The following is a 26,380-nucleotide window of genomic DNA, read 5'->3' on the forward strand; positions in this document are numbered from 1 at the left end:
GGATCAAGCTTATGAAGATCAATGGTAACGAAATCCGTCCCGGCAATGTCATCGAACATGCTGGCGGCCTATGGGCTGCGGTCAAGACCAACGCCGTCAAGCCTGGCAAAGGCGGTGCCTATAATCAGGTCGAACTGAAAAACCTCATCACCGGCACCAAGCTCAACGAACGTTTCCGCGCCGCCGAAACCGTCGAGCGTGTTCGTCTGGAACAGAAGGATTTCTCGTTCCTCTACGAACAGGGTGAAGCGCTGATCTTCATGGACACCGAATCCTACGAACAGCTTGAGCTGGCCAAGGATTTCGTTGGCGACCGCGCTGCCTTCCTCCAGGACGGCATGATGGTCACTGTCGAACTTTACGAAGAAAAGCCGATTGGCATCCGCCTTCCGGATCAGGTCACGCTCGCCATCACCGAAGCCGATCCGGTCGTCAAGGGCCAGACCGCCGCTTCGTCCTACAAGCCGGCTGTGCTTGAAAACGGTATCCGCATCCTCGTTCCGCCATTCATCGCATCCGGCGAACGCGTGATCGTCGACACCAACGAACTGACCTACGTCAGCCGCGCCTGATCCATTTTTGACCATTGCGGCGCCCCGCCGGGGCGTCGTATGTCGCACGCCCTGCGACCGTTCTTTCTCAGATCGCTCAATTCCTCGACCGTCCGCCGAACATTGGTTCGGTCTGGATGTTAGACCTTCTGTTTATAACTAACTGCGTGATCCCCTTAAAAATCCACGCTTCGGGATCGTGCTTACAAGGACAATGAAATGGCCCGCTCAGCCCTTCTCAACGTTATGGTTCAGGCCGCTATGAAGGCCGGCCGCAGCCTTGCTCGTGATTTTGGCGAAGTCCAGAATCTTCAGGTTTCTCTCAAGGGCCCCGGCGACTATGTCAGCCAGGCAGACCGCCGCGCCGAAAAGATCGTCTATACGGAATTGAGCCGCGCCCGCCCGGATTATGGCTTCCTGATGGAAGAATCCGGCGAGGTTGAAGCCAAGGACGGACAGCACCGCTGGCTGGTCGATCCGCTCGACGGCACCACGAATTTCCTGCACGGCATTCCGGTTTTTGCTGTCTCCATTGCCCTTGAGCGTCAGGGACAGATCGTCGCCGGCGTCATCTACAATCCGGCTATGGATGAGCTTTACACTGCAGAACGCGGTGGCGGCGCATTCCTCAATGACCGCCGCCTGCGCGTCGCATCGCGCAACAAGCTGGTCGATACTGTCATCGGCACAGGTATTCCGCATCTGGGCCGCGGCCAGCATGGCCATTATCTGGTCGAGCTGCGCAACGTCATGGCCGAAACCGCAGGCATTCGTCGCATGGGCGCTGTAGCGCTTGATCTCGCCTATGTTGCAGGCGGTCGTCTGGATGGCTTCTGGGAAGACGGCATGCATCCCTGGGATCTTGGCGCGGGCATCCTGATGATACGCGAAGCCGGTGGCTTCGTCTCGGACAAGAATGGCGGACAGGACATGTTCACCAATCAGACGATTGTTGCCGGAAACGAGGCCATTCACGGCGCGCTTCTCAAGACGATCAAGAAGCCGATCTGATTAATTTCCTGAACTATCGCGATTTTTCAAATCAGCGCGTCGTGTGAAAGCGACGCGCTGAAGCATTTTTGCCTTCATTTTTTCGTATCCAGACGATTCCGCTTCATGAATTAATGAAGTAGGCTCCTGTTCAAACACGCGACCACGGAGCGGAACGCATGAGCGATTTGAGACTTTCCCGGGAACGTCTGGATGAGGGACGCGATTTCGACCCCTACCGCCTGTCAAGCCCGCGCATCGTCATTCTCTCCATGGTGATCTTCATCATTATCGTGGCCTTTCTGGCTGCGATCCTGATGCGGCAGATCCACACTTTCTTCGTCACCAATCCCGGTCTCAACGGGCTTATTCTCGGTGTTCTGCTGGTCGGCATCCTGCTTGCCTTCGGACAAGTGCTGCGGCTTCTGCCAGAGATTCGCTGGGTCAATTCCTTTCGCGACGGTGACCGCGACGGCACCACACGTCCGCCCGTGCTGCTTGCGCCGATGCGTGCACTGATCGGCCGTCGCCAGTCGATGGCGCTTTCTACCGTGTCCATGCGCTCTATCCTCGATTCCATCGCAACACGTCTCGATGAAAGCCGCGATATATCGCGCTACCTGATCGGGCTTCTGGTCTTTCTCGGCCTTCTCGGCACCTTCTGGGGCCTTCTGGAAACGGTTGGCTCCATTGGGCGGACCATCCAGACGCTCGACCCCAATTCGGGCAGCACAGGCGATGTTCTCGATGCATTGAAGGCAGGCCTGCAGGCCCCGCTTTCCGGCATGGGCACGGCTTTCTCGTCTTCGCTATTCGGTCTTTCTGGATCGCTGATCCTCGGCTTCCTCGATCTTCAGGCTGGCCGGGCACAAAACCGCTTCTATACGGAACTCGAAAACTGGCTTTCATCCGTAACCGATCTCGGTTCCGATGTCGGCGCCGACCAGAACGGCGGCACCGAAGAAATCCGCGTTCTGGCCGACAGGCTGCAGAACCTACATGGCGGCGATGCCTCCACGCAGCGCACCACGGCAGCACTTGCAAATCTGGCGGAAGGCATACAGGGCCTCGTCAAGAACATGCGCAGCGAACAGCAGATCATGCGCGACTGGGTGGAAAAACAGGCAGACGAGCAGAAGGCCATCCGCCAGACACTCGATCGCCTCACCAAGGCTATTGGCGAGCGCTCGCATGACCGCAAATCCGATCGCACGGACAAGGCGGAGTAAGCTGCCATGTCCCTCGCCCGCAACCGCCGCACCCAAAGGCATGTCGATTACTGGCCGGGCTTTGTCGATGCCCTGACGACGCTGCTGCTCGCAATCATGTTCCTGCTCACTGTCTTCGTGCTGGCGCAATTCCTGCTCAGCCGCGAAGTGAACAACAAGGACAGCGTACTCGCGCGCCTCAACAGCCAGATTCAGGAATTGACGCAGCTTCTGTCGCTGGAACGCAGCAATTCACAGGATATGCAGGACACCATAGCCAATCTCCAGGCGTCCCTATCCAGTACCGAGAGCGAGCGTTCGCGTCTGCAAAGCCTTTTGAACGAAGGCAGCGGCGCGGGTGCTGCGGCTGAAAAGCGCGCTGGTGAACTGTCAGAGAGCCTCGACACCGAAAAGCAGGTCAGCGCCCGCGCACTCAGTCAGGTAGAGCTGCTAAACCAGCAGATTTCGGCGCTTCGCCGCCAGATCGCAGCGCTTGAGGATGCGCTCAATGCTTCCGAAAACCGCGACCGCGAATCGAACGCCAAGATCGCCGATCTCGGTAAGCGCCTCAATGTGGCGCTGGCGCAGCGCGTGCAGGAGCTGAACCGCTATCGTTCCGATTTCTTCGGGCGTCTGCGTGAAATCCTTTCAGACAAGGAAAACATTCGCATCGTCGGTGACCGTTTTGTCTTCCAGTCGGAAGTTCTTTTCCCGACGGGTTCGGCAGATATCAATCCGGCCGGTCAGGACGAGATGAAGAAACTTGCCGATGCGGTAAACCAGCTCAATCAGGAAATCCCGGATGACATCAACTGGGTGCTGCGCGTTGACGGCCACACGGACAATGTGCCCTTGGCCGGCACCGGACGTTTCCGCGACAATTGGGAGCTTTCATCAGCCCGCGCAACCGCCGTGGTCAAATTCCTGATCGCCAATGGCGTCCCGGCCAACCGGCTCGTTGCGGCAGGCTTCGGAGAATATCAGCCGCTCGACGCCTCCGACACGGCTGATGCCCGAGCCAAGAACCGCCGCATCGAGCTGAAGCTGACCGAGAGATAAAACTTTAGCAGAGATAGCGGGAGGGCAACGCCCTCCCCGTTCATTTGGCGGTGAAGGCTCCTGCACCTGCCTCGAATTGCAGCTTGGCGAGACGGGCATAGATGCCGCCCTTCTCGACAAGGCTTTGATGTGTGCCCTCTTCAACAATATGGCCATGGTCGAGCACCATAATGCGGTCAGCCTTGAGCACTGTTGCAAGCCGGTGCGCGACGACAAGCGTCGTGCGATCAGCCATCAAACCGTCGAGAGCCTTTTGCACAAGCATTTCGCTTTCGGCGTCGAGCGCTGACGTCGCTTCGTCAAGGAGCAGGATGGGCGCAGCACGCAAGATTGCCCGCGCAATGGCGATGCGCTGGCGCTGACCGCCGGAAAGTGTCACGCCGCGTTCGCCCACCTCCGTGTCATAGCCCTTGTCGAGCACCATGATGAAATCATGCGCAAGAGCCGCTTTTGCCGCCGCCACGATCTTCTCGTCGCTCGCTCCCGGCCTGCCGAAGGCTATATTCTCGCGTATGCTGGTGGCGAAAATCGCAACATCCTGCGGCACGGTCGAGATACGAGCGCGAACTGCCTGGGGATCTGCATCGGGCAAGGCCACGCCGTCGATCAGGATATTGCCGGACTGCGGGTCGTAATAGCGCATGACCAGCGCAAAGATCGTGCTCTTGCCAGCACCCGAGGGCCCGACAATCGCAACCGTCTCGCCCGGCTTCACGGTAAAGCTGACGCCGTTGAGCGACGGTGCATCTGGGCGCGTCGGATAGGAGAAATGCACGGAATCGAACACGATCTCGCCGCGCGGTGGCATCGGCATGGCAATGGGTCGGGCTGGCGCAGCAATGCCCGGCTGTTCGTCCAGAATTTCTACAAGCCGCTCCGTCGCACCGGCCGCCTGCGCCAGTTCACCGCCTACTTCCGACAAGGCTCCGAAGGAACTGCCCGCGAACACCGCATAGAGCACGAACTGACCGAGCGTACCGGCTGTCATCGTGCCCGCTAGCACATCGCGCGAACCAAACCAAAGTACCGCAACAATGCTGGAGAAAATCAGGAAAATGGCGAAAGCCGTCAGGACTGCCCGTGCCTGAATGGAGGAACGCGCCGCCTGAAAGGCTTTTTCCACCGCGCTGCCAAATCGCCCGACCACCATGTTCTCGTTGGTGAAAGCCTGCAGCGTGCGCATCGCGCCAATCTGTTCGCTGGCATAGGCATTGGCCTTTGCAAGCATGTCCTGCGTCATGCGGGAACGGCGGCGCACAGAGCGTCCGAAGGCGATCAGCGGCACGACAATGATCGGGATAGCGGCAATAACCAGCGCGGAAAGCTTCGGGCTCGTCACAACCATCATCACCAGCGCGCCAACACCCAGAATCATGTTGCGCAGCGCGACAGATGCCGTAGCTCCGACCACCGACTTGATCTGTGTCGTGTCGGAAGACAGGCGGGAAACGATTTCGCCTGACTGCGACCGGTCGAAGAATTCCGGCGAAAGTGCCGTCACATGCGAAAAGACCGCATTGCGCAGATCGGCCACCACCCGCTCGCCAAGCGAGATCACAAAGAAATAGCGAAGCCCCGATGCCAGCGCTAGAACCAGCGCCAGCATCACGAGCATGCCGAAGTAATTATTGACGAAAATGGCGTTCGAACCGGTAAAGCCATGATCGATCATGCGACGCAGTGCGACAGGCACCGCAAGGGTCGTCATCGCCGCCAGAACCAGAGAGAAGAGCGCGCCCGCAACCAGCCCCTTATAGGGCGCCAGAAACGGCATCACTCTCTTCAGAGGCTTCAGCGTGCGGCGTTTGCGACTTTCTTCAGCAGTCAATTCGTGATTCATATCAATTTCAGTATCTCGATCGGCCATTCTTATGATTGCGCCCTTGTTATTGCCGTGCGCCTGATGTATAGGCTCGCCAACCCTTTTGGAAGCCGTTGCCTGTAGGTAATGGGTCTTCATATCTGCCATTGGGCGAAAGTGCCGCAGTTTTGATAGTCAAAGCTGGCTTTTCTCCCCAGACTTTCAGGATTGAGAAGATGCAAGCCAATATCCATCCCGACTACCACACCATCAAGGTCGTGATGACCGATGGCACCGAATACACGACCCGTTCGACCTGGGGCAAGGAAGGCGATACGATGAACCTCGATATCGACCCGACCACCCATCCAGCCTGGACGGGCGGTTCGCAGACCCTGCTCGATCGCGGCGGTCGGGTTACGAAGTTCAAGAGCCGTTTTGGCAATCTCGGTATCTAATTCGATATTGCATCTGGTTGAAAAGCCCCGCTTCGGCGGGGTTTTTTATTGTCTGATTTCCTGCTCGACGAGACACAAAAAATCCCGGACAAAGCCGGGATTTTTCAGAGTTAATTCTGAGAACCAAATCAGGCGCTCAGTTTTTCCATCACTTCGTCGCTGACTTCGAAGTTCGTATAAACGTTCTGCACATCGTCGTCGTCTTCAAGCGTATTGAGAAGCTTGAGAACGGAACGCGCCTTTTCTTCGTCCAGCTCGGTATTGGTCTGCGGTTTCCAGATCGTCTTGATCGATTCGGCTTCGCCCAGAGCAGCTTCCAGAGCCTTCGACACTTCGCCAATATCTTCGAATACGCAGATGATGATGTGTTCTTCCTCACCGGACTGAACGTCCTCGGCACCTGCCTCGATAGCAGCTTCCATAACCTTGTCAGCATCGCCGACAGAGGTCTTGTAGACGATCTCGCCAACGCGGTCGAACATGAAGGACACCGAACCGGTTTCGCCCAGTGCACCGCCCGACTTCGTAAAGGCTGCGCGCACATTCGATGCCGTACGGTTGCGATTGTCCGTCAGCGCTTCGACGATAACCGACACGCCACCGGGGCCACGGCCCTCATAACGCACTTCGTCATAGTTCTCGCCGTCATTACCGGCGGCCTTCTTGATGGCGCGCTCGATATTGTCTTTCGGCATGGACTGCGCCTTGGCGTTCTGGATCGCCAGACGCAGACGCGGGTTCATCGTCGGGTCAGGCAGACCCTGCTTGGCCGCAACGGTGATTTCGCGCCCGAGCTTGGAAAACATTTTCGACCGCACCGCATCCTGACGACCCTTGCGGTGCATGATATTCTTAAACTGTGAATGGCCGGCCATGGCACCCCTGTTCTGTTTAAAATGCTGTGCACGGAGAAAGCGTCACGCATGAAACAGAGATCAAGCAGAGAAGGGCCGCAAGCGGGCCACAGTGCTTTCCGTGCAGAATGGCGGCGTTATAAGGAATTCGGGCCCATTCGTCCAGCAAAAGCGCTGCCAACATCGATTCCCTGTCAATAAAAGCAATATCGCTCGACCCGTCAGGCAAAGCAGATTATCTATAAATTCATGATTCAGCCCGCCCAGAACACCCCAAGCGAAACCATCGCAGCCCGCATCAGCCGCATTCTAGCCGACCGCATCATCGCCGGCGAAATCGAGCCAGGCACGAAACTGCGGCAGGATCACATCGCCGAAGAATTCGAGACCAGTCATGTGCCGGTCCGTGAAGCCTTCCGGCGGCTGGAGGCCCAGGGACTTGCCGTGTCAGAACCGCGTCGCGGCGTGCGGGTTGCGTCGTTCGACATCGGCGAGATCAAGGAAGTGGCAGAGATGCGGGCCGCTTTGGAAGTTCTGGCGCTGCGTCATGCCGCGCCGCACATCACGCAGGCAACGCTCGATGCCGCCGAACAGGCCACACTGGAAGGTGACAAATCACGTGATGTCAGAAGCTGGGAAGACGCCAACCGCCGCTTCCATCGGCTCATACTCGAACCGTGCAACATGCCGCGTCTGCTTGCAGCCATCGATGATCTCCACGCTGCAAGCGCCCGGTTTCTCTTCGCCACATGGCGCTCGGAATGGGAGACCCGCACCGACCATGACCATCGCGCGATATTGCGAGCGCTGCGCCAAAACGATATCGAGAGCGCGGTTACGATTCTCGCCCGCCATGTGCAATGGATTGGACATCGCCCAGTCAAAACAGCATCGGGCAAGACCCGTGATTCGTTCGCGATCGTCGGCTGACACAGAGGCTGCTTGACGGCGGCTTCCCCTTGCAAGCAACACCATTCCTGTCTTCCCGATCAAGATTATTCGCGCGCAATCCAAGTTGCGGAATCGAGCCTCTGCGCTCCACTCTAAACGCTACGCACCGTTCTGTTTGCACCACCTCTTGCGTTTATTGTCAGGGACGCTAAGAAGATATAGATCGAATTTGAATTTTATCTATAATTTGAGGAAGTCATGACGACCATCACCCAGACGCGTCCATCCTTCAGCCCGCTCAATCTGGAATCCCGCTCCCCTGCGATGCGCCTTGCCGCTATAGCGCTCGGCACGCTGCTTCTCGCCGTATCGTCGCAGATCGAAGTGCCGATGATTCCAGTCCCGATCACGCTGCAGACCCTGATCGTTCCGCTGATCGGTGCGCTCTATGGCTGGCGTCTCGGCATGGCCACTGTTCTGGCCTGGCTCGGCGAAGCCATGCTCGGCCTTCCGGTTCTCGCAGGTGGCGCTGGTGGCCTTCCGCATTTTGCAGGCCCGACCGCAGGCTATCTCGTATCGTTTCCGATTATCGCCGCCCTGACTGGCTATATGGCTGAACGTGGCTGGAACGGAAATCGCGTCGGTCTCGCCTTTGTTTCGTTCCTTGCTGCCAACGTGATCTGCCTCGCTCTTGGTGCAGCCTGGCTGTCCAGCATCATCGGTGTTGAAAAGGCCGTTGCCTTCGGCGTGACACCATTCCTCGTCGGCGCCCTGATCAAGTCAGCCCTTGGTGCTGCGATCCTCAAGGCCGTCGCCCACAACGGCAAAGCCTGATCGTCCAGGTGACGTTCAGGTGACAGTACGCCTGCGCGGACATCACCTCCTTTGTATGCTGACTTATGTCGGTAAAGGCTACAGCCCGGCTTTCGTCGAAAACTACGACAGGATTGCCGGGCGGTTAAGCGAAGGGGAAGATATCCTTCTGGTCGACGGCCCGGACGACATCTGCGCGCCCCTGCTTTGCGGGGGCGATTGTCATTGTTACGAAGCGAGCATCCGCGAGCGCGACCGGCTGGCATTGGAGGCTGTGGGCGAACTTCTCGGCCAGACGCTTTCTACGCAGCAAGCTTTTGAACTTGATGCGGAGCGGCTAGCCGTAATGCGCGGCGCCTTTGCAAAAGGCGCATTGCGCAAAGCCTGCGAGCGGTGCGAATGGTCGAACCTCTGTACAAGAATTGCCACAACGGACCAGTTTCACGGCGTTAAATTAGCAAGGCCACCCGTTTCGTGCTGATACGGGTGGCTTTTTATAGCTTTAATGCTGGTTCTTGCGCTTTCGCCGTACCAGCATATTGAGCGCTTCGACCAGCGCCGAGAAGCCCATGGCAGCGTAGATATATCCCTTCGGCACGTGGAAGCCGAAGCCATCGGCGATCAACGTCATACCGATCATCAGCAGGAAGCCCAGCGCAAGCATGACAATGGTCGGGTTCGCGGCGATGAAGCGCGACAACGGATCGGCTGCAAGCAGCATGACGGTAACGGCTGCGACCACGGCAATCACCATGATGGCGATTTCGTCGGTCATGCCGACAGCGGTGATGATCGAGTCCACCGAGAAGACCAGATCGAGGATGAGGATCTGAACAATGGCAGCGCTCATGGTGAGCTGAGCCACTTTGCCGCCGATATTCTCCTTGCCGTCGTCGGGATCAACCGTGTGGTGGATTTCCTTGGTCGCTTTCCAGACAAGAAACAGGCCGCCAGCAATCAGGATGAGATCACGCCAGGAGAAACCATGGCCGAATGCCTCGAAGATCGGGTCCTTGAGCTGGACGATAATCGAGATCGTGAAAAGAAGCGCCAGACGCAAAATGAGTGCCGCACCGATACCGATACGCCGGGCGCGAGCCTGCTGCGAGGCGGGAAGCTTGTTGGTGAGGATCGAGATGAAGATCAGGTTGTCGATACCGAGGACGATTTCCATCGTCACCAGTGTCACCAGCGCGGCCCAGCCGGCGGGGGTCGAAAGAAATCCCAGATACTCGGTGAAAAAATCCATTAAGCTGCGTCCCCTTGCAAAAAAACTCGTTGCAAGGAGATAGTAACGCGAAAAGTCCGTTCAACTGGCAGAAAGCCACCAGTCGACAATAGCTGGCCGATTATAGATAACATCATGCTTCAAAGCATAATAAGACGTTATCGCCAGAATGCCGGAATGGTTTCTTCCAGATGCGGCCCGATGCGCAAGGGGGCAGCCTTTTCGGCAAGTCCCGTGCGGTCTGAAATCTCCATACCGACACCACAGACGGTCGCCGGGCCATTTGCCGCCTCGAAACGTCCTTTCGGCACTTTCGACAGGAAACGGTTGAGTGGCTCTTCCTTGTCCATGCCGAGCGAGGAATCGTAATCGCCGCACATGCCTGCATCGGACATATAGGCTGTGCCGTTGCGCAATATCTGGCAATCTGCCGTCGGCACATGCGTGTGCGTTCCGACAACAGCGCTCGCACGACCATCAACAAAATGGCCGAAACACTGCTTTTCGCTCGTCGCTTCGGCGTGGAAATCGAAGAAGACCGCGTCGGCTTGCTCGCCAAGCGGACAGGCTTCCAGAATTTTCTCCGCCGCGATGAAAGGATCGTCGAGATCGGGATGCATGAACACCCGACCCATGACGTTCGACACCAGAACCCGGGCACCGTTTTTGGCGATGTAAAGCCCCTCGCCTTTTCCGGCCGTGCCTTTCGGGAAGTTTGCCGGGCGCAGAAAACGGTCTTCGCGCTTGGAGAAATCCAACGCCTCGCGCTGATCCCAGACGTGATTGCCGGTCGTGACGACGTCAGCGCCCGCACGAATGGTATCGTGGAAAATCTCTTCCGTAATGCCAAAACCGCCCGCGGCATTCTCGCCGTTGACGATTACGAAGTCCAGCTTCAGATCGGAAATCAGCCCCGGCAGTTTTTCATATACCGCGGTACGGCCCGACCGGCCCACCATATCACCAAGAAAAAGCAATCTCATGGGATTGCCTTATAAACCTGCGCCAAGCGAACGCAAGCCGCTCTCGGTCAGGATCTGATCGAGCGCGATATCGTGCGGCTCATCGGGCACACGCTCGACCTCCTGGCAGTCAAAGGCCATGCCGATCAGAAGCGGTTGCAGGCCGCGCTCCGTGAAACGCGCCAGCGCGCGATCGTAATGTCCCGCACCGTAGCCAAGCCGATGCCCGCGCCGGTCGAAGCCTGCAAGCGGCATCAGCATGATCGCAGGATCAACCAGCGGCGCATCTTCTCCCGGACCCATTGTGCCGAAACCCGTCTGACGCAATCTGGCATCGGGCAGATATTCGCGAAAGGCAATCGTTTCCTTATCCAGAACAACGGGGAGGCAAAGTCGCGCACCCTTGGCGCGAAGGGCCGACAACAATGGGCGCGGGTCAATTTCGGAACGGATTGGCCAGTAGCCCGCTATCAGCGCGCCTTTGGGAACGTCGATTGCGGCTTCGCCCTTTTTGGCTGCTGCCAGGGAAGCCTCATAATGAAAACGCGGATCAAGCGCATCGCGAACCGCCAGAATCTTGCGCCTAAGCTCCTGCTTTTCCAAACCGGGGCTATGCTCCGTCGCCGTCATTCCAAGCCACTCCCTGCTGCCGTGCTTCATCAAGCAGTGGAACCGTATTGAGCCGATCCGTCAAGTGATCCCGCTCGTCCTGCGCGCGATCTCCTCTGAACGGTCGCGGATGACCTTCAAGACGACGCCGTGGAAGTCATTCAGGAACAGTTTGCCCCACAGATCACAATAGAAATCGATCAGAGTTGCGATCTGATAACGGGTTGTCAGCGTGAGCCGCGTATGGCCGTTCGCCTGCGGTTCGAGACGATAATCCCCTTGCGCCAGCTTCAGATAGGTGCTGTCGACCTTGATATGTGCTTCTACCTCGGGCGGTATGGAACCCGGACCGAAGCGGAAATCCCATGCCAGAAGCCGGTTTTCTTCCCACTGGGTCACGATTTCCTGAAAATTGACACCATGTGTCCACTGCAAATCACGCACCGCGCCGATGCCCGTGCCGTTCAGCCTTGCGTCCAACGGCTGCGGCACGCCAATTATGCCATGGCTGAACGTCCAAGACAGCTCGTCCGGGCGCACATTGCGAATTTCAACCGTTTGCTGCCAGACGACTTCCGGCGGCGCCGCGATCTCGATCACGGTCGTCACAACACCATCATGCGGCGTGTAGGACATTTGAAGTTCGGCTGGCAGAACGAGCAGTGGCAGCGCGATCACCAGCGCCGTGGTGCGACGCGAGCGAAACTGCCGGATAATCCACAAGGTCACAGCCGAACCCAGTGCCGAAAACACCATGAAGAAAGGAGCAGCCATGGCCACGCAAATCCCGGCTTCATGAAAAAGGACCATGCTGGTGACAACAAGCCCGGCGATAATGGCCCATCCCACGCGAACATGTCGCCACAGGCTCTTTTGGGCACGGGGATCGGAGAGGCTGGAAGCAAGGCTGGCGACAGCCATCGGCAGCAGCATCAGGCCTGCAACGACCGGCATCGCGTCCACATAGTGGCGCGACCAGATCATGATATAAAGCAGAAGACCATAAACAAATGCGATGGGTATCGCGACGGCCAGTCTTTCCGATGAATCGGGCGATGCTGTTTCTGGAGATTTCATCAAGATGCGCAGATTGTTGGAGCTTTGCGCATGTTTACGAACAAATTGTCCGTCAGATCAAGCTCTTAACTGTCCTGCGACAGGCCAAAGAAAGAAAGCGGCGACCACGACGACCGATGGTAGTGATTGATCCCGGGAACCTACAAAGTAGGTGGGCGCCATATGCGAAAGCCCGCAAGCCTTCACAGGGACAGCTCCCTTAGAGATCAATAAGGCCCCGGGGATGCTGTTACACCTGTCGGGAAGCGCAGTTCGCCAAGGGCCAATATAGTACCTGCCAGACGGGAACACCAGTGGCTTGCACCAGGTCAACAGGAAATCTTTTCAGAAAAATCCAAAACAGGATCAGCTGCTTCTCGGCGCAATGCGTGAAGCCACCTGCTCGATGCGCGAGGCTACATCCGAAAGCATGCCGGTCAAGGCCGCATCGTTGCTATCGGCGCGACCAAGCGCTTCATCACGGGCGCGGCGCAGCGTTTCGACTTCGCTTTCCAGACCGTTGATGCGCTTCTGCATCTCGGCCATCTCGTCCATGACCATGATCCCGGCCATGACGGTCAGTCGCAGATCGCCGATCTCCCCGAAGGAGGTTTTGAGATGGGTGACATATTGATCGAAACGGTCGGCAAGTCCGGACAGGTGCTCTTCCTGTCCTTCGTCACAGGCCATGCGATAGGCTTTGCCATCAATGGTAACTGTTACGGTCGCTATGGTAGCCTCCTATCGGTCCAGAACGGCGCGGATTGTCTCCATCGCTGTCACAAGGCGGCGCGAAACTTCGCGATTTGCAGCTTCCAGCCGCTCGGCACGCGCTTCCGACTGATCGAGTTCCTGGGCGAGACGGCTGCGATCCGCATTCATACGCTGCACCTCCTCCTCGGCCTCGGCGAAATCGCCTTCCTTGTCCAGCCGCAGATCGACCGCTTGTTCAAGCGTATTGAGTGCCTTTTCCAGCCGTTCCAAGACTTGCCTGAGGGTCGTTTCGGGTGCCATCCATATCCTTTCCAATGCCAATTCGCGGGCCAATTCTGGGCATCGAATCGCGCCTGCCGGACGGGCATCTTTGAAAAGATTGTAATAATCGCCCGTCAGATAAGCAACAAATGAGGGGCTTATGTGAACGTTCATGCACCGTTATCGGTGCAAAAACGGCTTTTCGGTGATTGTTCTACAGCTTTCCACACAACTCAATCGATTAGTCGCGGACAGTTTATTGCCCAAAAGTCATCGGTTTATTGACTCCTTATACGCAGGTGCTATGTGTCCCGGTGCCTTCTGGAGCGTGATCCCGAAACGCATGACGCCGTTTTGGATGCGGATCGTGCTCAGGCAAAAGGCATCGCCGCAACCCCGTTAAACCCTTCCAAGGAAAGACGGCTGAGACCATGACCAATTCCGACAAACAAAACCAGATGGCCAACGCAATCCGCTTCCTCTCTATGGACGCGGTGGAGAAAGCCAATTCGGGCCATCCCGGCCTGCCGATGGGTGCAGCCGATATAGCGACGACGCTTTATACCCGTTTCCTCTCGCACGACCCGCAGAACCCGCATTGGCCGGATCGCGACCGTTTCGTGCTTTCTGCAGGTCACGGCTCGATGCTGCTTTATTCGCTGCTTTATCTTTCGGGCTACGAAGATATCACCATCGACGAGATCAAGAATTTCCGCCAGCTCGGTTCGCGCACGGCAGGCCATCCGGAATATGGTCATGCCGCCGGTATCGAAACGACGACCGGACCGCTCGGACAAGGCATCGCCAATGCCGTTGGCATGGCGCTTTCCGAGCGCATCCTGAATGCACAGTTCGGCGACAGCCTCGTCAACCATTACACCTATGCGATTGTCGGCGACGGCTGCCTCATGGAAGGCATCAGCCAGGAAGCCATCGCGCTTGCCGGTCATCTGAAGCTGAACAAGCTGATCGTGTTCTGGGACGACAACAACATCTCGATCGATGGCCCGGTCACGCTTTCCGACAACACCGATCAGCCTGCCCGCTTCGCCGCTTCCGGCTGGAACACAATTGCTGTCGACGGTCACGACCAGGATGCCATTGCCAAGGCTATCGAACTGGCCAGGGTTTCCGAAAAGCCAACGCTGATCGCTTGCAAGACGACCATCGGCTTCGGTGCTCCGAACAAGGCTGGCACCAACAAGGTGCATGGCTCACCGCTTGGTGCCGAAGAAATCGCAGCAACCCGCAAGGCGCTCGGCTGGAGCGCTGAACCTTTCGTCGTTCCGGCAGAAGTGCTGGACGGCTGGCGCGTGGCCGGTCTGAATGCCGCCAAGAAGCGTCAGGAATGGGAAAAGCGTTTCGCTGCTGCCAACGCGGACACCCGCGCTGAATTCGAACGCCGGATGCGTGGCGACCTGCCTTCCAACTTCGATGAAACCATCATCGAGTACAAGAAGAAGCTGTCCGCCGACAAGCCGAAGGTCGCAACCCGCAAGTCTTCGGAAATGGCGCTGGAAGTCATCAACGGTGTCGTGCCGGAAACCATTGGCGGTTCCGCTGACCTCACCGGTTCGAACAACACCAAGACGAGCCAGACCAAGGCTATAACGCCGGAAGATTACGGCCAGCGTTACGTCCATTACGGTATCCGTGAGCACGGTATGGCGGCGGCCATGAACGGCATGACGTTGCATGGCGGTCTGATCCCTTACGGCGGCACCTTCCTGACCTTCTCGGATTATTGCCGTCCGGCCATGCGCCTTTCCTCGCTGATGGGCATCCGCGTCGTTTACGTGATGACGCATGACTCCATCGGCCTTGGTGAAGACGGTCCGACCCACCAGCCGGTTGAACACCTTGCAGTGCTGCGTGCCATTCCAAACCATAACGTCTTCCGCCCTGCCGACGCTGTCGAAGCGGCTGAATGCTGGCAGATCGCCCTGCATTCGAAGAAGACGCCGTCGACGATGGCTCTGACCCGCCAGAACCTGCCGACGGTCCGCACCGAACATCGCGATGAAAATCTTTCGGCTTTCGGTGCCTATGAGCTTGCTGCGGCAAGTAAGGATGCCAAAGTGACGATCTTCGCGACCGGTTCGGAAGTGGAAATCGCGCTCAAGGCTCGTGACCTTCTGGAAGGCAAAGGCATTGCCACCCGTGTTGTTTCCGTTCCTTGCTTCGAGCTTTTCGAACAGCAGAGCGACACTTACAAGACGGCGACCATCGGCGATGCACCGGTCAAGGTGGCCATCGAAGCGGCAATCTCGCTCGGCTGGGAACGCTTCATCGGCGAAAACGGTATATTCATCGGCATGAAGGGCTTCGGCGCATCAGGCGAGATCAACGATCTCTACAAGCATTTCGGCATCACGGCAGAACATGCCGCCGAAGCTGCGGAGAAGAAGCTCAACGCCGCATGATTTAAAAGAACGCCGGCGTCGCAAAAACGCCGGCGTTTGAGTTTCCATTCCAGTTCGGTCGGACGAATCCTGTTCGATTTGCCCGTTCCAATGGACTTTTGAAGCACTGCATGTGCAGTACCCTATCGGGAGATTAAGAGAAAATGGCAGTTCGCGTCGCAATTAACGGTTTTGGCCGCATCGGCCGCAACATCCTTCGCGCCATCGTCGAGTCGGGCCGCACCGATATTCAGGTCGTCGCCATCAACGACCTCGGCCCGGTGGAAACCAATGCGCATCTTCTGCGTTATGACAGCGTTCATGGCCGTTTCCCCAAGGAAGTAAAGGTTGCAGGCGATACCATTGACGTCGGCTACGGCCCGATCAAGGTTCATGCCGTCCGCAACCCGGCTGAACTGCCGTGGAAGGAAGAAGGCGTCGACATCGCTCTGGAATGCACCGGCATCTTCACCTCGCGCGACAAGGCAGCGCTTCATCTTGAAGCCGGTGCGAAGCGCGTCATCGTTTCGGCGCCTGCCGACGGTGCTGACCTGACCGTTGTTTATGGCGTCAACCACGACAAGCTGACCAAGGACCATCAGGTCATTTCGAACGCTTCGTGCACCACCAACTGCCTTGCGCCAGTGGCTCAGGTTCTTAACGATGTTATCGGCATCGAAAAGGGCTTCATGACCACGATTCATTCCTACACGGGCGACCAGCCGACGCTGGACACCATGCACAAGGATTTGTACCGCGCTCGCGCAGCAGCACTTTCCATGATTCCGACCTCGACGGGTGCTGCCAAGGCTGTCGGCCTCGTTCTGCCGGAACTGAAGGGCAAGCTCGACGGCGTCGCCATCCGCGTGCCGACCCCGAACGTCTCGGTCGTCGATCTGACCTTCATCGCCAAGCGCGAAACGACTGTTGAAGAAGTCAACAACGCGATCCGCGAAGCTGCCAATGGCCGCCTGAAGGGCGTCCTCGGCTACACCGATGAGCCACTTGTCTCGCACGACTTCAACCACGACTCCCATTCCTCGGTCTTCCACACGGATCAGACCAAGGTCATGGAAGGCACCATGGTGCGCATCCTGTCATGGTACGACAATGAGTGGGGCTTCTCCAGCCGCATGGGCGACACCGCTGTCGCCTTCGGTAAGTTGATCTAAGCCTCCGGCCATGTTTCGCGCCCTTCTCCCCACCGTTGCGCGCTGGCGTCCGCTGGAAGAAGAAGGGCTCGAACATCTCAGTATCGGACCCACTGGCCGCTCGATCCACGCCGAAAGCGTGGTGATCGGAGAACGCAGCGGAAATCCTTATGGTGCGCGCTACAGCATCGCCTGCAACAGCGCCTGGCATGTGCTCCATTTCCTGATCGAAACCACATCCGGCCACCGGCTGGAGCTTGTTTCCGACGGCGAAGGCCGCTGGAACACGATGGCGGGCGATGCATTGCCCCAGTTCGACGGTTGCATCGATATCGATCTGGCGGGAACGCCCTTCACCAACACCCTGCCCATCCGCCGCCTTGGCCTTACGCCGGAAAGCGGCACCGTTCAGCTCGACATGCTTTACGTGCCGTTCGATAATTTTCGTCCGTTGCGCGACCAGCAGCGTTATACCTGTATCGAAGAAGGCAGACGCTACCGCTACGAAGCGGCGGACCGTTCCTTCACCGCCGAATTGCCCGTCGACGAGGACGGGCTTGTCACCGACTATCCAACCCTTTTCCGGCGCCTACCTGTTTGAGCAATCCCTGCTCCACCGGCCCCTGAAAGACAGTTCTGGGAGAACGATCATGAGTTTCCGCACTCTCGACGATGCCGACGTCAAGTCCAAGCGCGTACTGGTCCGCGTCGACCTCAACGTGCCGATGGCGAACGGTGAAGTCACTGACCTGACCCGTATCGAACGCATCGTCCCGACCATTGCCGAACTTTCCAAGAAAGGCGCGAAGGTCATTCTGCTCGCTCATTTCGGTCGCCCCAAAGGCGCTGCTTCCGACGAAAATTCGCTGAAGCATGTCGTGAAGCCGCTCGCCAAGGTGATCGGCCATGGCGTTCATTTTGCCGAAGACTGCATCGGCGACAAAGCCAAGGCCGCCGTGGATGCACTCAAGGACGGCGACGTCCTGCTTCTGGAAAACACCCGCTTCCACAAGGGCGAGGAAAAGAACGATCCTGAATTCGTCGCGGCTCTGGCAGCCAATGGCGATCTTTACGTAAACGACGCCTTTTCCGCCGCTCACCGCGCCCATGCCTCGACGGAAGGCCTCGCACACGTCCTGCCCGCCTATGCTGGCCGCGCCATGCAGGCTGAACTTGAAGCACTGGAAAAGGGCCTCGGCGATCCGGCTCGCCCGGTGGTGGCCATCGTCGGCGGTGCCAAGGTTTCGACCAAGCTCGACCTCTTGTCGAACCTGATCGAAAAGGTCGATGCGCTCGTCATCGGTGGCGGCATGGCCAATACATTTCTGGCTGCACAGGGACACGATGTCGGCAAATCGCTCTGCGAACACGACCTCGCCCATACGGCGCGTGAAATCATGGCCAAGGCCGAAACCACCAAATGCGCCATCATCCTGCCCGTCGATGCGGTTGTGGGCTGGCACTTTGCCGCCGATACGCCAAACAAGACCTATGGTGTTGATGCCGTACCAAGCGACGGCATGATCCTCGACGCAGGCGCGCTGTCGACTGACCTTATCGCTTCGGCCATCGACGATGCGGCAACGCTCGTCTGGAATGGCCCGCTCGGTGCTTTCGAACTGCGTCCGTTCGACACTGCCACGGTCAAGACCGCAAAGCATGTCGCAGCCCGCACCAAGGCAGGCAAGCTGGTTTCGGTCGGCGGCGGCGGCGATACAGTCGCTGCGCTCAATCATGCCGGCGTTGCCGACGACTTCACCTACATCTCGACCGCAGGCGGTGCTTTCCTCGAATGGATGGAAGGCAAGCCCCTTCCCGGCGTCGATGTATTGAAGAAGTAGAGCACTTCCTGCAAAAATGCGAAGCGGTTTTACGCAGGACAATGCGTGAGAACAAATGAAAAGGCCCCGGTTTTGAACTGACCCCCGAAAGTTGGACACCCAACTTCGGGGGTTTTGCATGTCGAAATACAGCAGCACGTTCAAGCAGGAGATCGTCGCGTACTACGGCGACGGCGGGCACAGCTACCGAGAGGTAGGTCTTCGTTTCGGGCTCGACTATTCCATGGTCCGCCGGTGGGTCGCCAGTCACGCGGCACATGGCGTGGCTGGCTTATCTCGCAAGCACAGCCATTATGATGCACAGTTCAGGCTGTCGGTCCTTGAGCGGATGTGGAAGGATGGATTGTCCCGTCGGCAGGTGGCTGCGCTTTTTAATATTCGCAGCGCAGCTTGCGTGTCAGTCTGGGAGGATCGATATGAGCGCGGCGGCCTTGAGGCCTTGGCTCCGCGCCGAAAAGGGAGGCCGCGATCTATGCCGAAGCCACCTGTCGCCGCACCGCCGAGCCTGGTTGCCGACGGGGATGGATTGCCAAGTGATGAAGCCAGGACCCGCGAGGAATTGCTGGCAGAACTGGCCTATCTGCGCATGGAGAACGACTATCTAAAAAAACTGGAGGCCTTAACGCAGGCGCGTCAAACGCCGAACGGGCGCAAGCCGTCCAGGCGTTAAGGCCGCTCCATCCGCTTGAAGGGCTGCTTGCGCTTTCGGGTCTGGCGCGCAGCACGTTCTATTATCAGCTCAAGGTGCTGTCGTCAGGCGACCGGCATGAGGCCTTGAAATCGACGATCCGCTCCATCTTCGATGAGCACAAGGGCCGCTACGGCTATCGCCGGGTGACGGCGGCGATCCGTGGGCGTGGGGACGCAGTCAATCACAAGACCGTCCAGCGGCTGATGGTCGAGATGGGGCTGAAGTCTCTGGTTCGACCCAAGAAGTACCGTTCCTACAAGGGTGGGGCTGGCCGTGTGGCACCCGATCTACTGCAACGTCAGTTCTCGGCCAGACGGATGCATCAGAAGTGGGTCACAGATGTCACCGAGTTCAATGTCGCCGGGGAGAAGCTGTTCCTGTCACCCATCATGGACCTTCACAACGGCGAGATCATCGCCTTCGAGACAGCCAGACGACCCGTCTTCAAGCTGGTCAAGGACATGCTCGGCAGGGCATTGAGCCTGCTCGATGACGAGAACAGGCCAATCCTGCATTCCGATCAGGGTTGGCAGTATCAGACGCCAGAATGGCGCCGGATGCTCGAAAGCAGCAATATCGCAGCAAGCATGTCACGCAAGGGAAACTGCCTCGACAATGCCGCCATGGAAAGCTTCTTCGCGACGCTCAAGTCCGAGTTCTTCTATCCCAACCGCTTCGACAGCATTGACAGTCTGCGCGATGGCGTTGAGGACTACATTCACTACTACAACAACGATCGCATTCGCATGAAACTAAAAGGGCTGAGCCCTGTGCAATACAGGACCCAGCCCTTAAATAATCCCAGCCTATGAACCGTCCAACTTTATGGGGTCAGTCCATTTCCGGGGCCTTTTCTTCATACTTTCGGCGTCAGCTTTAGGAGACGCCCCGGATTGTCATCCTCGATCAGCCAGATCGCGCCATCAGGCCCGATAGCCACATCGCGGATACGGTTTTCCATTTCGAAGCGCTCGGCTTCGTCCGCCTTGCCGTCCTTGTCGATCACGACGCGCACCAGCGACATGACAGAAAGTCCTCCGATCAAGGCCGAGCCACGCCATTCGGGGAACATGTCCCCCTCGTAAAACGCAAGCCCGGCCGGAGCGATGACCGGCGTCCAATACACCAATGGCGGCTCGAATTCCGGGCGGGTGCTATGACGCGGGATCGGCCTGCCGCTATAATTGTCGCCATTGGAGACGACGGGCCAGCCATAATTGAGACCGGGCTTGATGAGATTGAACTCGTCGCCGCCACGCGGTCCCATCTCATGTTCCCAGAGCCTTCCATCGGGACCGAAGGCCAGTCCGTAGGGATTGCGATGGCCGGTCGACCAGGTCAATGCCCGCACACCTTCCGCATCCGCATGCGGATTATCCTTCGGCACGGAACCATCGAGATTCATGCGGAGAATTTTCCCCATCGGCACTGCATCGTCCTGTGCGGTTGCAGGCTGCATACGATCGCCGACAGAGAAGAACAGATGCTTGCCGTCCGGCGCAAATGCAATGATGCCACCCGGCTGCCCACCGCGAGCCGCCGCATCCTGCTTCCAGATTGTGATCCTGTCCTTCAGTGCTGCCTTGCCGTCACCCTCATCCAGCACAGCGCGCGCCAGAACGACGCTGCTGCCATTCTTGGCTGGTTCGTTATAGGAGAAAAAGACTGCCTTGCTCTTTTCGAAGTCTGGAGCAGGCGCAATATCAAGAAGACCGTTCTGGCCACCAAAGGCTACTTCCGGCACACCATCGACAGCAGTTTTGTCACCCGATTGTGTGACGATGAAAATCTTGCCGCCCTTCTCCGTCAATAGAAGTCTGCCATCGGGCAGAAAAGCGATCGCCCAGGGCGTATCGAATTCGGCAACCGGCGTTGCCGTAAACGGAGCATTTGCTTCGGCCTGCCTGCCACCGGCATTGATGCTCTCAGCCGAAGCATTCAGTATCGGCAGAGCAACCATTGATAAAGCCAGAACGAACGGCAGGCTCAAAAGGGCGCGTCGCATATCTCCTCCTCAAATCTGGACAACGGAAAGCAGGTGGAGTTTCCTCACTGGTTTCTTACATGGGGTTTGAGGCCCCGATATCAAAACAAGCTTCGGCAAAAACTTTCATTCACCAGTCCGCAATCTTTAAGAAAACTTGCCTTGCCTAAACCGTTTGAAAAATATTTCAAACGTTTCAACGACTTGCGCTCGCCACAGTTTTACCCAACACTCCCGAAATCTCTGACAGAAGGAGCATTGCGAATGACCGAACGTCTTGAAGATATTGCGATCGCCCTGGTGAAAACGGGCAAAGGCATTCTCGCCGCCGACGAAAGCTCGGGCACCATCAAGAAGCGCTTTGACTCGATCCCCCTCGCCTCGACGGAGGAAACGCGCCGCGACTATCGCGAAATGCTGTTCCGCTCGGACGAAGCGATGAAGAACTATATTTCGGGCGTCATTCTCTATGATGAAACCATAAGGCAAAAGGCCAAGGACGGCACACCGCTTGTCGAAATCATCCGCAAGGCGGGATCAATTCCGGGCATCAAGGTCGATGCGGGCGCGAAGCCGCTGGCAGGCTTCGAAGGTGAAACCGTCACAGAGGGGCTGGACGGTCTGCGCGAGCGGCTCAGCGACTATTACGCGCTTGGTGCACGTTTCGCCAAATGGCGCGCTGTGATCTCGATTTCCGACGACCTGCCCACATGGGGCTCGGTAAAACAGAATGCCCAGACTCTCGCACGCTATGCCGCCCTTTGTCAGGAAGCGAACATCGTCCCCATCGTCGAACCTGAAGTGCTGATGGATGGCAAGCCGGGCGATCACACCATCGACCGTTGTTACGAAGTGACGGAATGGGTTCTGAAAACGGTTTTTACCGAACTCTACGATGCCCGTGTCAGACTGGAAGGTATGATCCTGAAGCCGAACATGGTCATCGACGGCAAGAATGCCCGCAAGGCTTCCGTCGAAGAAGTGGCAGAGAAAACCGTGCGCTGCTTCCGCAACACGGTTCCGGCAGCGGTGCCCGGCATCGCCTTCCTTTCCGGTGGTCAGACCGGCGAGGAAGCGACAGCCCATCTTTCCGCGATGAATGCGGGTTTCGATATGCCATGGAAAATGACTTTCTCCTACGGCCGCGCCCTGCAAGCGGCAGCGCTGGAAGCCTGGAGCGGCAAGGATGAAAATATCGCTGCCGGTCAGAGGGCCTTCGCGCATCGGGCAAAGATGAACAGTCTTGCCGCTACCGGCGGCTGGAAAAAAGATCTCGAAAAGGCAGCCTGACTTTCCTTGAAAACAAGAGCCCGGCCATTTCAGCCGGGCTTTTCGTCAGCCTTCGTGCAGGTGAAATCCTACCGCAAGTGCCATGATCAATATGGCGATGACTGCGATCTTCCAGAAATCACCGCGCCGCTTCAAGCCCGGCAAGCCAAGTGGTTTGATGATGTGCAGTCCCATCAGGAGAACAAGCAGCACAGGCAGGATTTTGGTCACAACTCACCTCTCTGCCTCCTTGTGACGCAGACGGGCCATCGCTGCAAGACGGCTGCACCAGACAAAGCCATTTACACGGTCGTTTTTGGCAAAGCTCGATCTTCATCTTAAGTTTCATGGACGGGTCGCCATCCAGCGGCGTAAACTGCATGTGGAGGTGATGGGACGCGCATGGAGGAGATGGATCGGAACAGGTCGATCTTGCGCTTTCGTCAGCAGACTAATCAGCAGGCGACAACTGCCCGACCGGGTGGCGTTGCGCGTGCTTGTGGGAGGAAGAGCATGACTTCGAAATATGCCGAAACCTATGCCGCATGGCAGACCGATCCTGAACGCTTCTGGGCTGAAGCAGCGCAGGCAATCGACTGGTTCAAGCCATGGGACCAGGTTTTTGCGAGCGACGAAGGCGTCTATGGACGCTGGTTCAAGGGTGCGCAGTGCAATACCTGCTATAACGCGCTCGACCGCCATGTCGCCAATGGACGTGGTGAACAGGTTGCGCTCATCTATGAGAGCCCCGTCACCGGCAGCGTGCGTAAATTTACCTATCGCGAACTGCTGGAAGAAGTTGAGGCGCTCTCCGCCGTCATGCTCGACAACGGTGTGTCGAAGGGCGACCGCGTTCTCATCTATATGCCGATGGTCCCGGAAGCAGCCGTCGCCATGCTGGCATCGGCCCGTATCGGTGCCGTCCATTCTGTCGTCTTCGGCGGATTTGCCGCCAATGAGCTTGCCACCCGCATTGACGACGCCAAGCCTGTAATGATCATCGCCGGTTCCTGCGGCATTGAGCCAACCCGTGTCGTGCCCTATCAGGCCATGCTCGACAAGGCCATTGCGCTTGCGAGCCACAAGGTCAGAAATTGCATCATATTGCAGCGCGAACAGCACCCGCACGAGCCGGTGGCGGGACGTGACATTGACTATCGCGAGGCTGTCGAAGCGGCGCGTGGTCGTCACATCCCATGCACGCCGGTCGATGCAACCGATCCGCTATATGTGCTTTACACGTCAGGCACGACCGGCGAACCGAAAGGTGTCGTGCGCGACAATGGCGGACACATGGTAGCGCTCGCATGGTCAATGAAAAACGTCTTTGGCGTGGAGCCCGGACAAGTATGGTGGGCCGCATCCGATGTGGGTTGGGTGGTTGGCCATTCCTATATTGTTTATGCGCCCCTGATACATGGCGCGACCAGTATCCTGTTCGAAGGCAAGCCGGTCGGCACGCCAGATGCGGGCATCTACTGGCGCATTATCGCCGAGCATGGTGTGGAAGTGATGTTCACGGCACCGACAGCACTGCGCGCCATCAAGAAAGACGACGCGGACGGTAATTTCGTGCGCCGCTACGACTTGTCGAAGTTCCGCGCGCTCTATCTGGCCGGTGAACGCGCCGATCCGGATACGATCCACTGGGCGGAAAATCTGCTGGGCTGCCCAGTGATCGACCACTGGTGGCAGACAGAGAGCGGCTGGCCCATGGTCGCCAATCCGCTCGGCCTTGGCCTTCTTGAAACCAGATATGGCTCGCCCGCCGTCTGTCTTCCGGGTTACGATATCCGCGTACTGGATGACGAGGGCCATGAACTCGAACGCGGCCAGCTCGGCAATATTCTCATCAAGCTACCACTGCCGCCCGGCTGTCTGCCGACACTCTGGAACGCGGACGAGCGTTTCCGCAAAGCCTATCTGAACGAATTTCCCGGCTACTATAAAACCGCCGATGCGGGCTATATGGATGAGGACGGCTATCTCTACATCATGAGCCGCACCGACGACATCATCAATGTCGCCGGGCACCGCCTGTCAACGGGTGCAATGGAGGAGGTGCTTTCCAGCCATCCCGACGTGGCGGAATGTGCAGTGCTTGGCATTTCGGACCCTGTTAAAGGTCAGGTGCCATGCGGTTTCCTCGTGCTGAAATCCAATATCGACCGTGACCCGCAAGAGGTCGAAAAGGAATGCGTCAGCATGGTGCGTGACGTCATCGGACCGGTTGCAGCCTTCCGGCTGGCGCTGGCCGTAAAGCGCTTGCCCAAGACAAGATCGGGCAAAATTCTGCGCTCAACCATCCAGAAGATTGCCGACGGCGAAGAATGGAAGATGCCCGCCACAATCGACGATCCGGCGATTCTGGACGAAATCAGCATCGTTCTGCGCGAGCGTCACACCGGCCTCGCCTTCGCCTGACCGGGAGTTCCGTCGCTATTGACCGGCGGTTTCCGCCGGTCCACTCTCCATGCAAATTGGAGATCGACCATGCAATTAGAAGGCAAGGTGGCAATCGTCACCGGCGCTGCCCGCGGTATTGGCTATGCCATAGCAAAACGTTTCCTGATGGACGGTGCAAGCGTCGTGCTGTCCGACATCGACAATGCTGCAGCCATGCGCGCAGCCAAGGATCTGGAACAGTTCGGCCCGGTGCGCCACATGGCAGCGGATGTGGGCGACAAGCTCGATATTCATAATCTCCTGACTTTTACCGTCACCAATGTCGGAGAGATCGACATCCTCGTCAACAATGCCGGTGTTGTGCATCAGGCAGATTTTCTCGACCTGAAAGAAGAAGATTTCGACCGCGTTATGCGGGTCAATCTCAAAGGTGCTTTTCTGTGTGGGCAAGCCGTGGCCAAACGCATGGTGGAACGGGTCGAATCGGGCGGCGATCCAGGCACGATCATCAACATGTCGTCAATCAACGCGATCTTTGGTCTGCCGGAGCAGCTCGCCTATTCCGTTTCCAAAGGCGGATTGAACCAACTGACGCGCACCATGGCAGTAGCACTCGCCCGCTGGGGGATTCGCGTCAACGCCATCGGTCCCGGTTCCATCGAGACCGACATGCTTTCCGCCGTGAACACCGACGCCAATGCACGCAACACGATTCTGTCCAGAACCCCGCTCGGTCGCATAGGCCAAGCCTCTGAAATTGCTTCGATAGCGTCATTTCTGGCGTCCCGGGATGCAAGCTATGTGACAGGACAAACCATCTATGCTGATGGCGGGCGCCTTCCCCTCAGCTATACGGCAGCGCCGCGTTACAAGGCGTGACGTTGCGGCCCGGCTATATTAGGAAGATAATGAAATAGGACTTCCCTCCTGACAGATAGCTGTCAGGAGGGGTGTGCGATACTGCGTATCCAAGGATGAGGGAGATTTCACCATGGCACTCGCAATCGCACCACTGATCGCAGTTTTGAAGGAATACAGGCGCAGGCAGGACGAGCGCCGCCGGTTTATCCGCACACAGCGCGCCATCGACGGTCTGCCAAACGATCTGCGCAAGGATTTGGGCTGGCCGGATCGCTATCTGGAACAGCGCAACACCAAGTACTGTAACGGAGAATAGAACG

General features: G+C 57.7%; 27 protein-coding genes and 1 other RNA gene. 17 read left to right on the plus strand and 11 right to left on the minus strand.

What is annotated here, in order from left to right:
* Positions 1-11: 11 nt before the first annotated feature.
* The 4 genes from efp to CQZ93_RS11460 all read left to right on the plus strand — a co-directional run bounded on the left by efp (position 12) and on the right by CQZ93_RS11460 (position 3,808).
* Positions 12-572 (plus strand): elongation factor P, encoded by a 561-nt coding sequence (gene efp / locus CQZ93_RS11445; protein WP_105543280.1) that lies wholly within the window; start codon positions 12-14, stop codon positions 570-572.
* A gap of 198 nt (positions 573-770) precedes the next feature.
* Positions 771-1,562 (plus strand): inositol monophosphatase family protein, encoded by a 792-nt coding sequence (locus CQZ93_RS11450; RefSeq protein WP_105542662.1) that lies wholly within the window; start codon positions 771-773, stop codon positions 1,560-1,562.
* 158 nt (positions 1,563-1,720) lie between these two features.
* Positions 1,721-2,770, plus strand: a complete 1,050-nt coding sequence (locus tag CQZ93_RS11455; protein ID WP_105542663.1) for a MotA/TolQ/ExbB proton channel family protein — start codon at positions 1,721-1,723, stop codon at positions 2,768-2,770.
* 6 nt (positions 2,771-2,776) lie between these two features.
* Entirely contained in the window at positions 2,777-3,808 is a 1,032-nt protein-coding gene (locus CQZ93_RS11460; protein ID WP_105542664.1) for a peptidoglycan -binding protein, read from the plus strand.
* A gap of 40 nt (positions 3,809-3,848) precedes the next feature.
* Here the strand turns inward: CQZ93_RS11460 and CQZ93_RS11465 are convergent, their stop codons facing one another.
* Entirely contained in the window at positions 3,849-5,777 is a 1,929-nt protein-coding gene (locus CQZ93_RS11465) for an ABC transporter transmembrane domain-containing protein (protein ID WP_181153343.1), read from the minus strand.
* Positions 5,778-5,845: 68 nt separating this feature from the next.
* Between CQZ93_RS11465 and rpmE the strand changes: the two genes are divergently transcribed.
* Positions 5,846-6,067 (plus strand): 50S ribosomal protein L31, encoded by a 222-nt coding sequence (rpmE, locus tag CQZ93_RS11470; RefSeq protein WP_105542665.1) that lies wholly within the window; start codon positions 5,846-5,848, stop codon positions 6,065-6,067.
* Between the two features lie 128 nt (positions 6,068-6,195).
* Here the strand turns inward: rpmE and CQZ93_RS11475 are convergent, their stop codons facing one another.
* The gene (locus CQZ93_RS11475) at positions 6,196-6,942 is read right to left on the minus strand and encodes a YebC/PmpR family DNA-binding transcriptional regulator (RefSeq protein WP_105542666.1); all 747 of its coding nucleotides are present in this window, start codon (positions 6,940-6,942) and stop codon (positions 6,196-6,198) included.
* Between the two features lie 228 nt (positions 6,943-7,170).
* Here CQZ93_RS11475 and CQZ93_RS11480 point away from each other — a divergent pair, with 228 nt between their 5' ends.
* The 3 genes from CQZ93_RS11480 to CQZ93_RS11490 all read left to right on the plus strand — a co-directional run bounded on the left by CQZ93_RS11480 (position 7,171) and on the right by CQZ93_RS11490 (position 9,106).
* Positions 7,171-7,851 carry a GntR family transcriptional regulator gene (locus CQZ93_RS11480; RefSeq protein WP_105542667.1) on the plus strand — a complete coding sequence of 227 codons (681 nt, stop codon included), beginning with the start codon at positions 7,171-7,173 and terminating at the stop codon, positions 7,849-7,851.
* 219 nt (positions 7,852-8,070) lie between these two features.
* A complete protein-coding gene (locus CQZ93_RS11485) occupies positions 8,071-8,646 on the plus strand; it encodes a biotin transporter BioY (protein WP_105542668.1) in 576 nt (191 codons plus the stop codon).
* 19 nt (positions 8,647-8,665) lie between these two features.
* On the plus strand, positions 8,666-9,106 hold the full coding sequence (locus CQZ93_RS11490) for a DUF1284 domain-containing protein (RefSeq protein WP_105542669.1): 441 nt from the start codon (positions 8,666-8,668) through the stop codon (positions 9,104-9,106).
* A gap of 21 nt (positions 9,107-9,127) precedes the next feature.
* On the opposite strand, the gene CQZ93_RS11495 is transcribed toward CQZ93_RS11490, so the two are convergent.
* From CQZ93_RS11495 to CQZ93_RS11525, 7 genes are all read right to left on the minus strand, one after another.
* The gene (locus CQZ93_RS11495; RefSeq protein ID WP_105542670.1) at positions 9,128-9,874 is read right to left on the minus strand and encodes a TerC family protein; all 747 of its coding nucleotides are present in this window, start codon (positions 9,872-9,874) and stop codon (positions 9,128-9,130) included.
* Positions 9,875-10,011: 137 nt separating this feature from the next.
* Positions 10,012-10,836 (minus strand): TIGR00282 family metallophosphoesterase, encoded by an 825-nt coding sequence (locus CQZ93_RS11500; protein WP_105542671.1) that lies wholly within the window; start codon positions 10,834-10,836, stop codon positions 10,012-10,014.
* Positions 10,837-10,845: 9 nt separating this feature from the next.
* On the minus strand, positions 10,846-11,445 hold the full coding sequence (locus CQZ93_RS11505) for a 5-formyltetrahydrofolate cyclo-ligase (protein ID WP_105542672.1): 600 nt from the start codon (positions 11,443-11,445) through the stop codon (positions 10,846-10,848).
* 60 nt (positions 11,446-11,505) lie between these two features.
* Positions 11,506-12,501, minus strand: coding sequence for an SRPBCC family protein (locus CQZ93_RS11510; RefSeq protein ID WP_105542673.1), 996 nt, complete (start codon positions 12,499-12,501; stop codon positions 11,506-11,508).
* A gap of 98 nt (positions 12,502-12,599) precedes the next feature.
* Positions 12,600-12,758: non-coding RNA, 6S RNA (gene ssrS, locus CQZ93_RS11515), on the minus strand.
* Between the two features lie 88 nt (positions 12,759-12,846).
* Complete coding sequence (locus CQZ93_RS11520) at positions 12,847-13,212, minus strand: cell division protein ZapA (protein WP_105542674.1); 366 nt, start codon at positions 13,210-13,212, stop codon at positions 12,847-12,849.
* Positions 13,213-13,221: 9 nt separating this feature from the next.
* On the minus strand, positions 13,222-13,494 hold the full coding sequence (locus tag CQZ93_RS11525) for a DUF4164 domain-containing protein (RefSeq protein ID WP_010661399.1): 273 nt from the start codon (positions 13,492-13,494) through the stop codon (positions 13,222-13,224).
* A gap of 392 nt (positions 13,495-13,886) precedes the next feature.
* Here CQZ93_RS11525 and tkt point away from each other — a divergent pair, with 392 nt between their 5' ends.
* From tkt to CQZ93_RS11555, 5 genes are all read left to right on the plus strand, one after another.
* Positions 13,887-15,878, plus strand: coding sequence for a transketolase (tkt, locus tag CQZ93_RS11530; RefSeq protein ID WP_105542675.1), 1,992 nt, complete (start codon positions 13,887-13,889; stop codon positions 15,876-15,878).
* A gap of 143 nt (positions 15,879-16,021) precedes the next feature.
* Complete coding sequence (gene gap, locus CQZ93_RS11535) at positions 16,022-17,029, plus strand: type I glyceraldehyde-3-phosphate dehydrogenase (protein ID WP_105542676.1); 1,008 nt, start codon at positions 16,022-16,024, stop codon at positions 17,027-17,029.
* A 10-nt stretch (positions 17,030-17,039) separates the two neighbouring features.
* Positions 17,040-17,609 (plus strand): putative glycolipid-binding domain-containing protein, encoded by a 570-nt coding sequence (locus CQZ93_RS11540; protein ID WP_105542677.1) that lies wholly within the window; start codon positions 17,040-17,042, stop codon positions 17,607-17,609.
* 49 nt (positions 17,610-17,658) lie between these two features.
* Positions 17,659-18,849 carry a phosphoglycerate kinase gene (locus CQZ93_RS11545; protein WP_105542678.1) on the plus strand — a complete coding sequence of 397 codons (1,191 nt, stop codon included), beginning with the start codon at positions 17,659-17,661 and terminating at the stop codon, positions 18,847-18,849.
* A gap of 118 nt (positions 18,850-18,967) precedes the next feature.
* Positions 18,968-20,352, plus strand: a protein-coding gene (locus tag CQZ93_RS11555; RefSeq protein ID WP_422616076.1) for an IS3 family transposase whose coding sequence is annotated in 2 segments (ribosomal slippage) — positions 18,968-19,460 and positions 19,460-20,352 — 1,386 coding nt in all. Because the reading frame shifts where the segments join, the coding sequence is not laid out codon by codon here.
* Positions 20,353-20,396: 44 nt separating this feature from the next.
* Here CQZ93_RS11555 and CQZ93_RS11560 read toward each other — a convergent pair.
* Positions 20,397-21,545, minus strand: a complete 1,149-nt coding sequence (locus CQZ93_RS11560) for a PQQ-dependent sugar dehydrogenase (RefSeq protein WP_105542679.1) — start codon at positions 21,543-21,545, stop codon at positions 20,397-20,399.
* Between the two features lie 243 nt (positions 21,546-21,788).
* Between CQZ93_RS11560 and CQZ93_RS11565 the strand changes: the two genes are divergently transcribed.
* Positions 21,789-22,814, plus strand: coding sequence for a class I fructose-bisphosphate aldolase (locus CQZ93_RS11565; RefSeq protein WP_105542680.1), 1,026 nt, complete (start codon positions 21,789-21,791; stop codon positions 22,812-22,814).
* Positions 22,815-22,859: 45 nt separating this feature from the next.
* Here CQZ93_RS11565 and CQZ93_RS26650 read toward each other — a convergent pair whose 3' ends face one another.
* On the minus strand, positions 22,860-23,024 hold the full coding sequence (locus CQZ93_RS26650; protein WP_181153344.1) for a hypothetical protein: 165 nt from the start codon (positions 23,022-23,024) through the stop codon (positions 22,860-22,862).
* Between the two features lie 282 nt (positions 23,025-23,306).
* Here CQZ93_RS26650 and CQZ93_RS11570 point away from each other — a divergent pair, with 282 nt between their 5' ends.
* The 3 genes from CQZ93_RS11570 to CQZ93_RS11580 all read left to right on the plus strand — a co-directional run bounded on the left by CQZ93_RS11570 (position 23,307) and on the right by CQZ93_RS11580 (position 26,376).
* A complete protein-coding gene (locus CQZ93_RS11570; RefSeq protein WP_105542681.1) occupies positions 23,307-25,217 on the plus strand; it encodes a propionyl-CoA synthetase in 1,911 nt (636 codons plus the stop codon).
* A 69-nt stretch (positions 25,218-25,286) separates the two neighbouring features.
* The gene (locus CQZ93_RS11575; protein ID WP_105542682.1) at positions 25,287-26,078 is read left to right on the plus strand and encodes an SDR family NAD(P)-dependent oxidoreductase; all 792 of its coding nucleotides are present in this window, start codon (positions 25,287-25,289) and stop codon (positions 26,076-26,078) included.
* 112 nt (positions 26,079-26,190) lie between these two features.
* On the plus strand, positions 26,191-26,376 hold the full coding sequence (locus tag CQZ93_RS11580; protein WP_105542683.1) for a hypothetical protein: 186 nt from the start codon (positions 26,191-26,193) through the stop codon (positions 26,374-26,376).
* Positions 26,377-26,380: the final 4 nt, after the last annotated feature.

The organism is Ochrobactrum vermis (assembly GCF_002975205.1).
GTDB lineage: Bacteria > Pseudomonadota > Alphaproteobacteria > Rhizobiales > Rhizobiaceae > Brucella > Brucella vermis.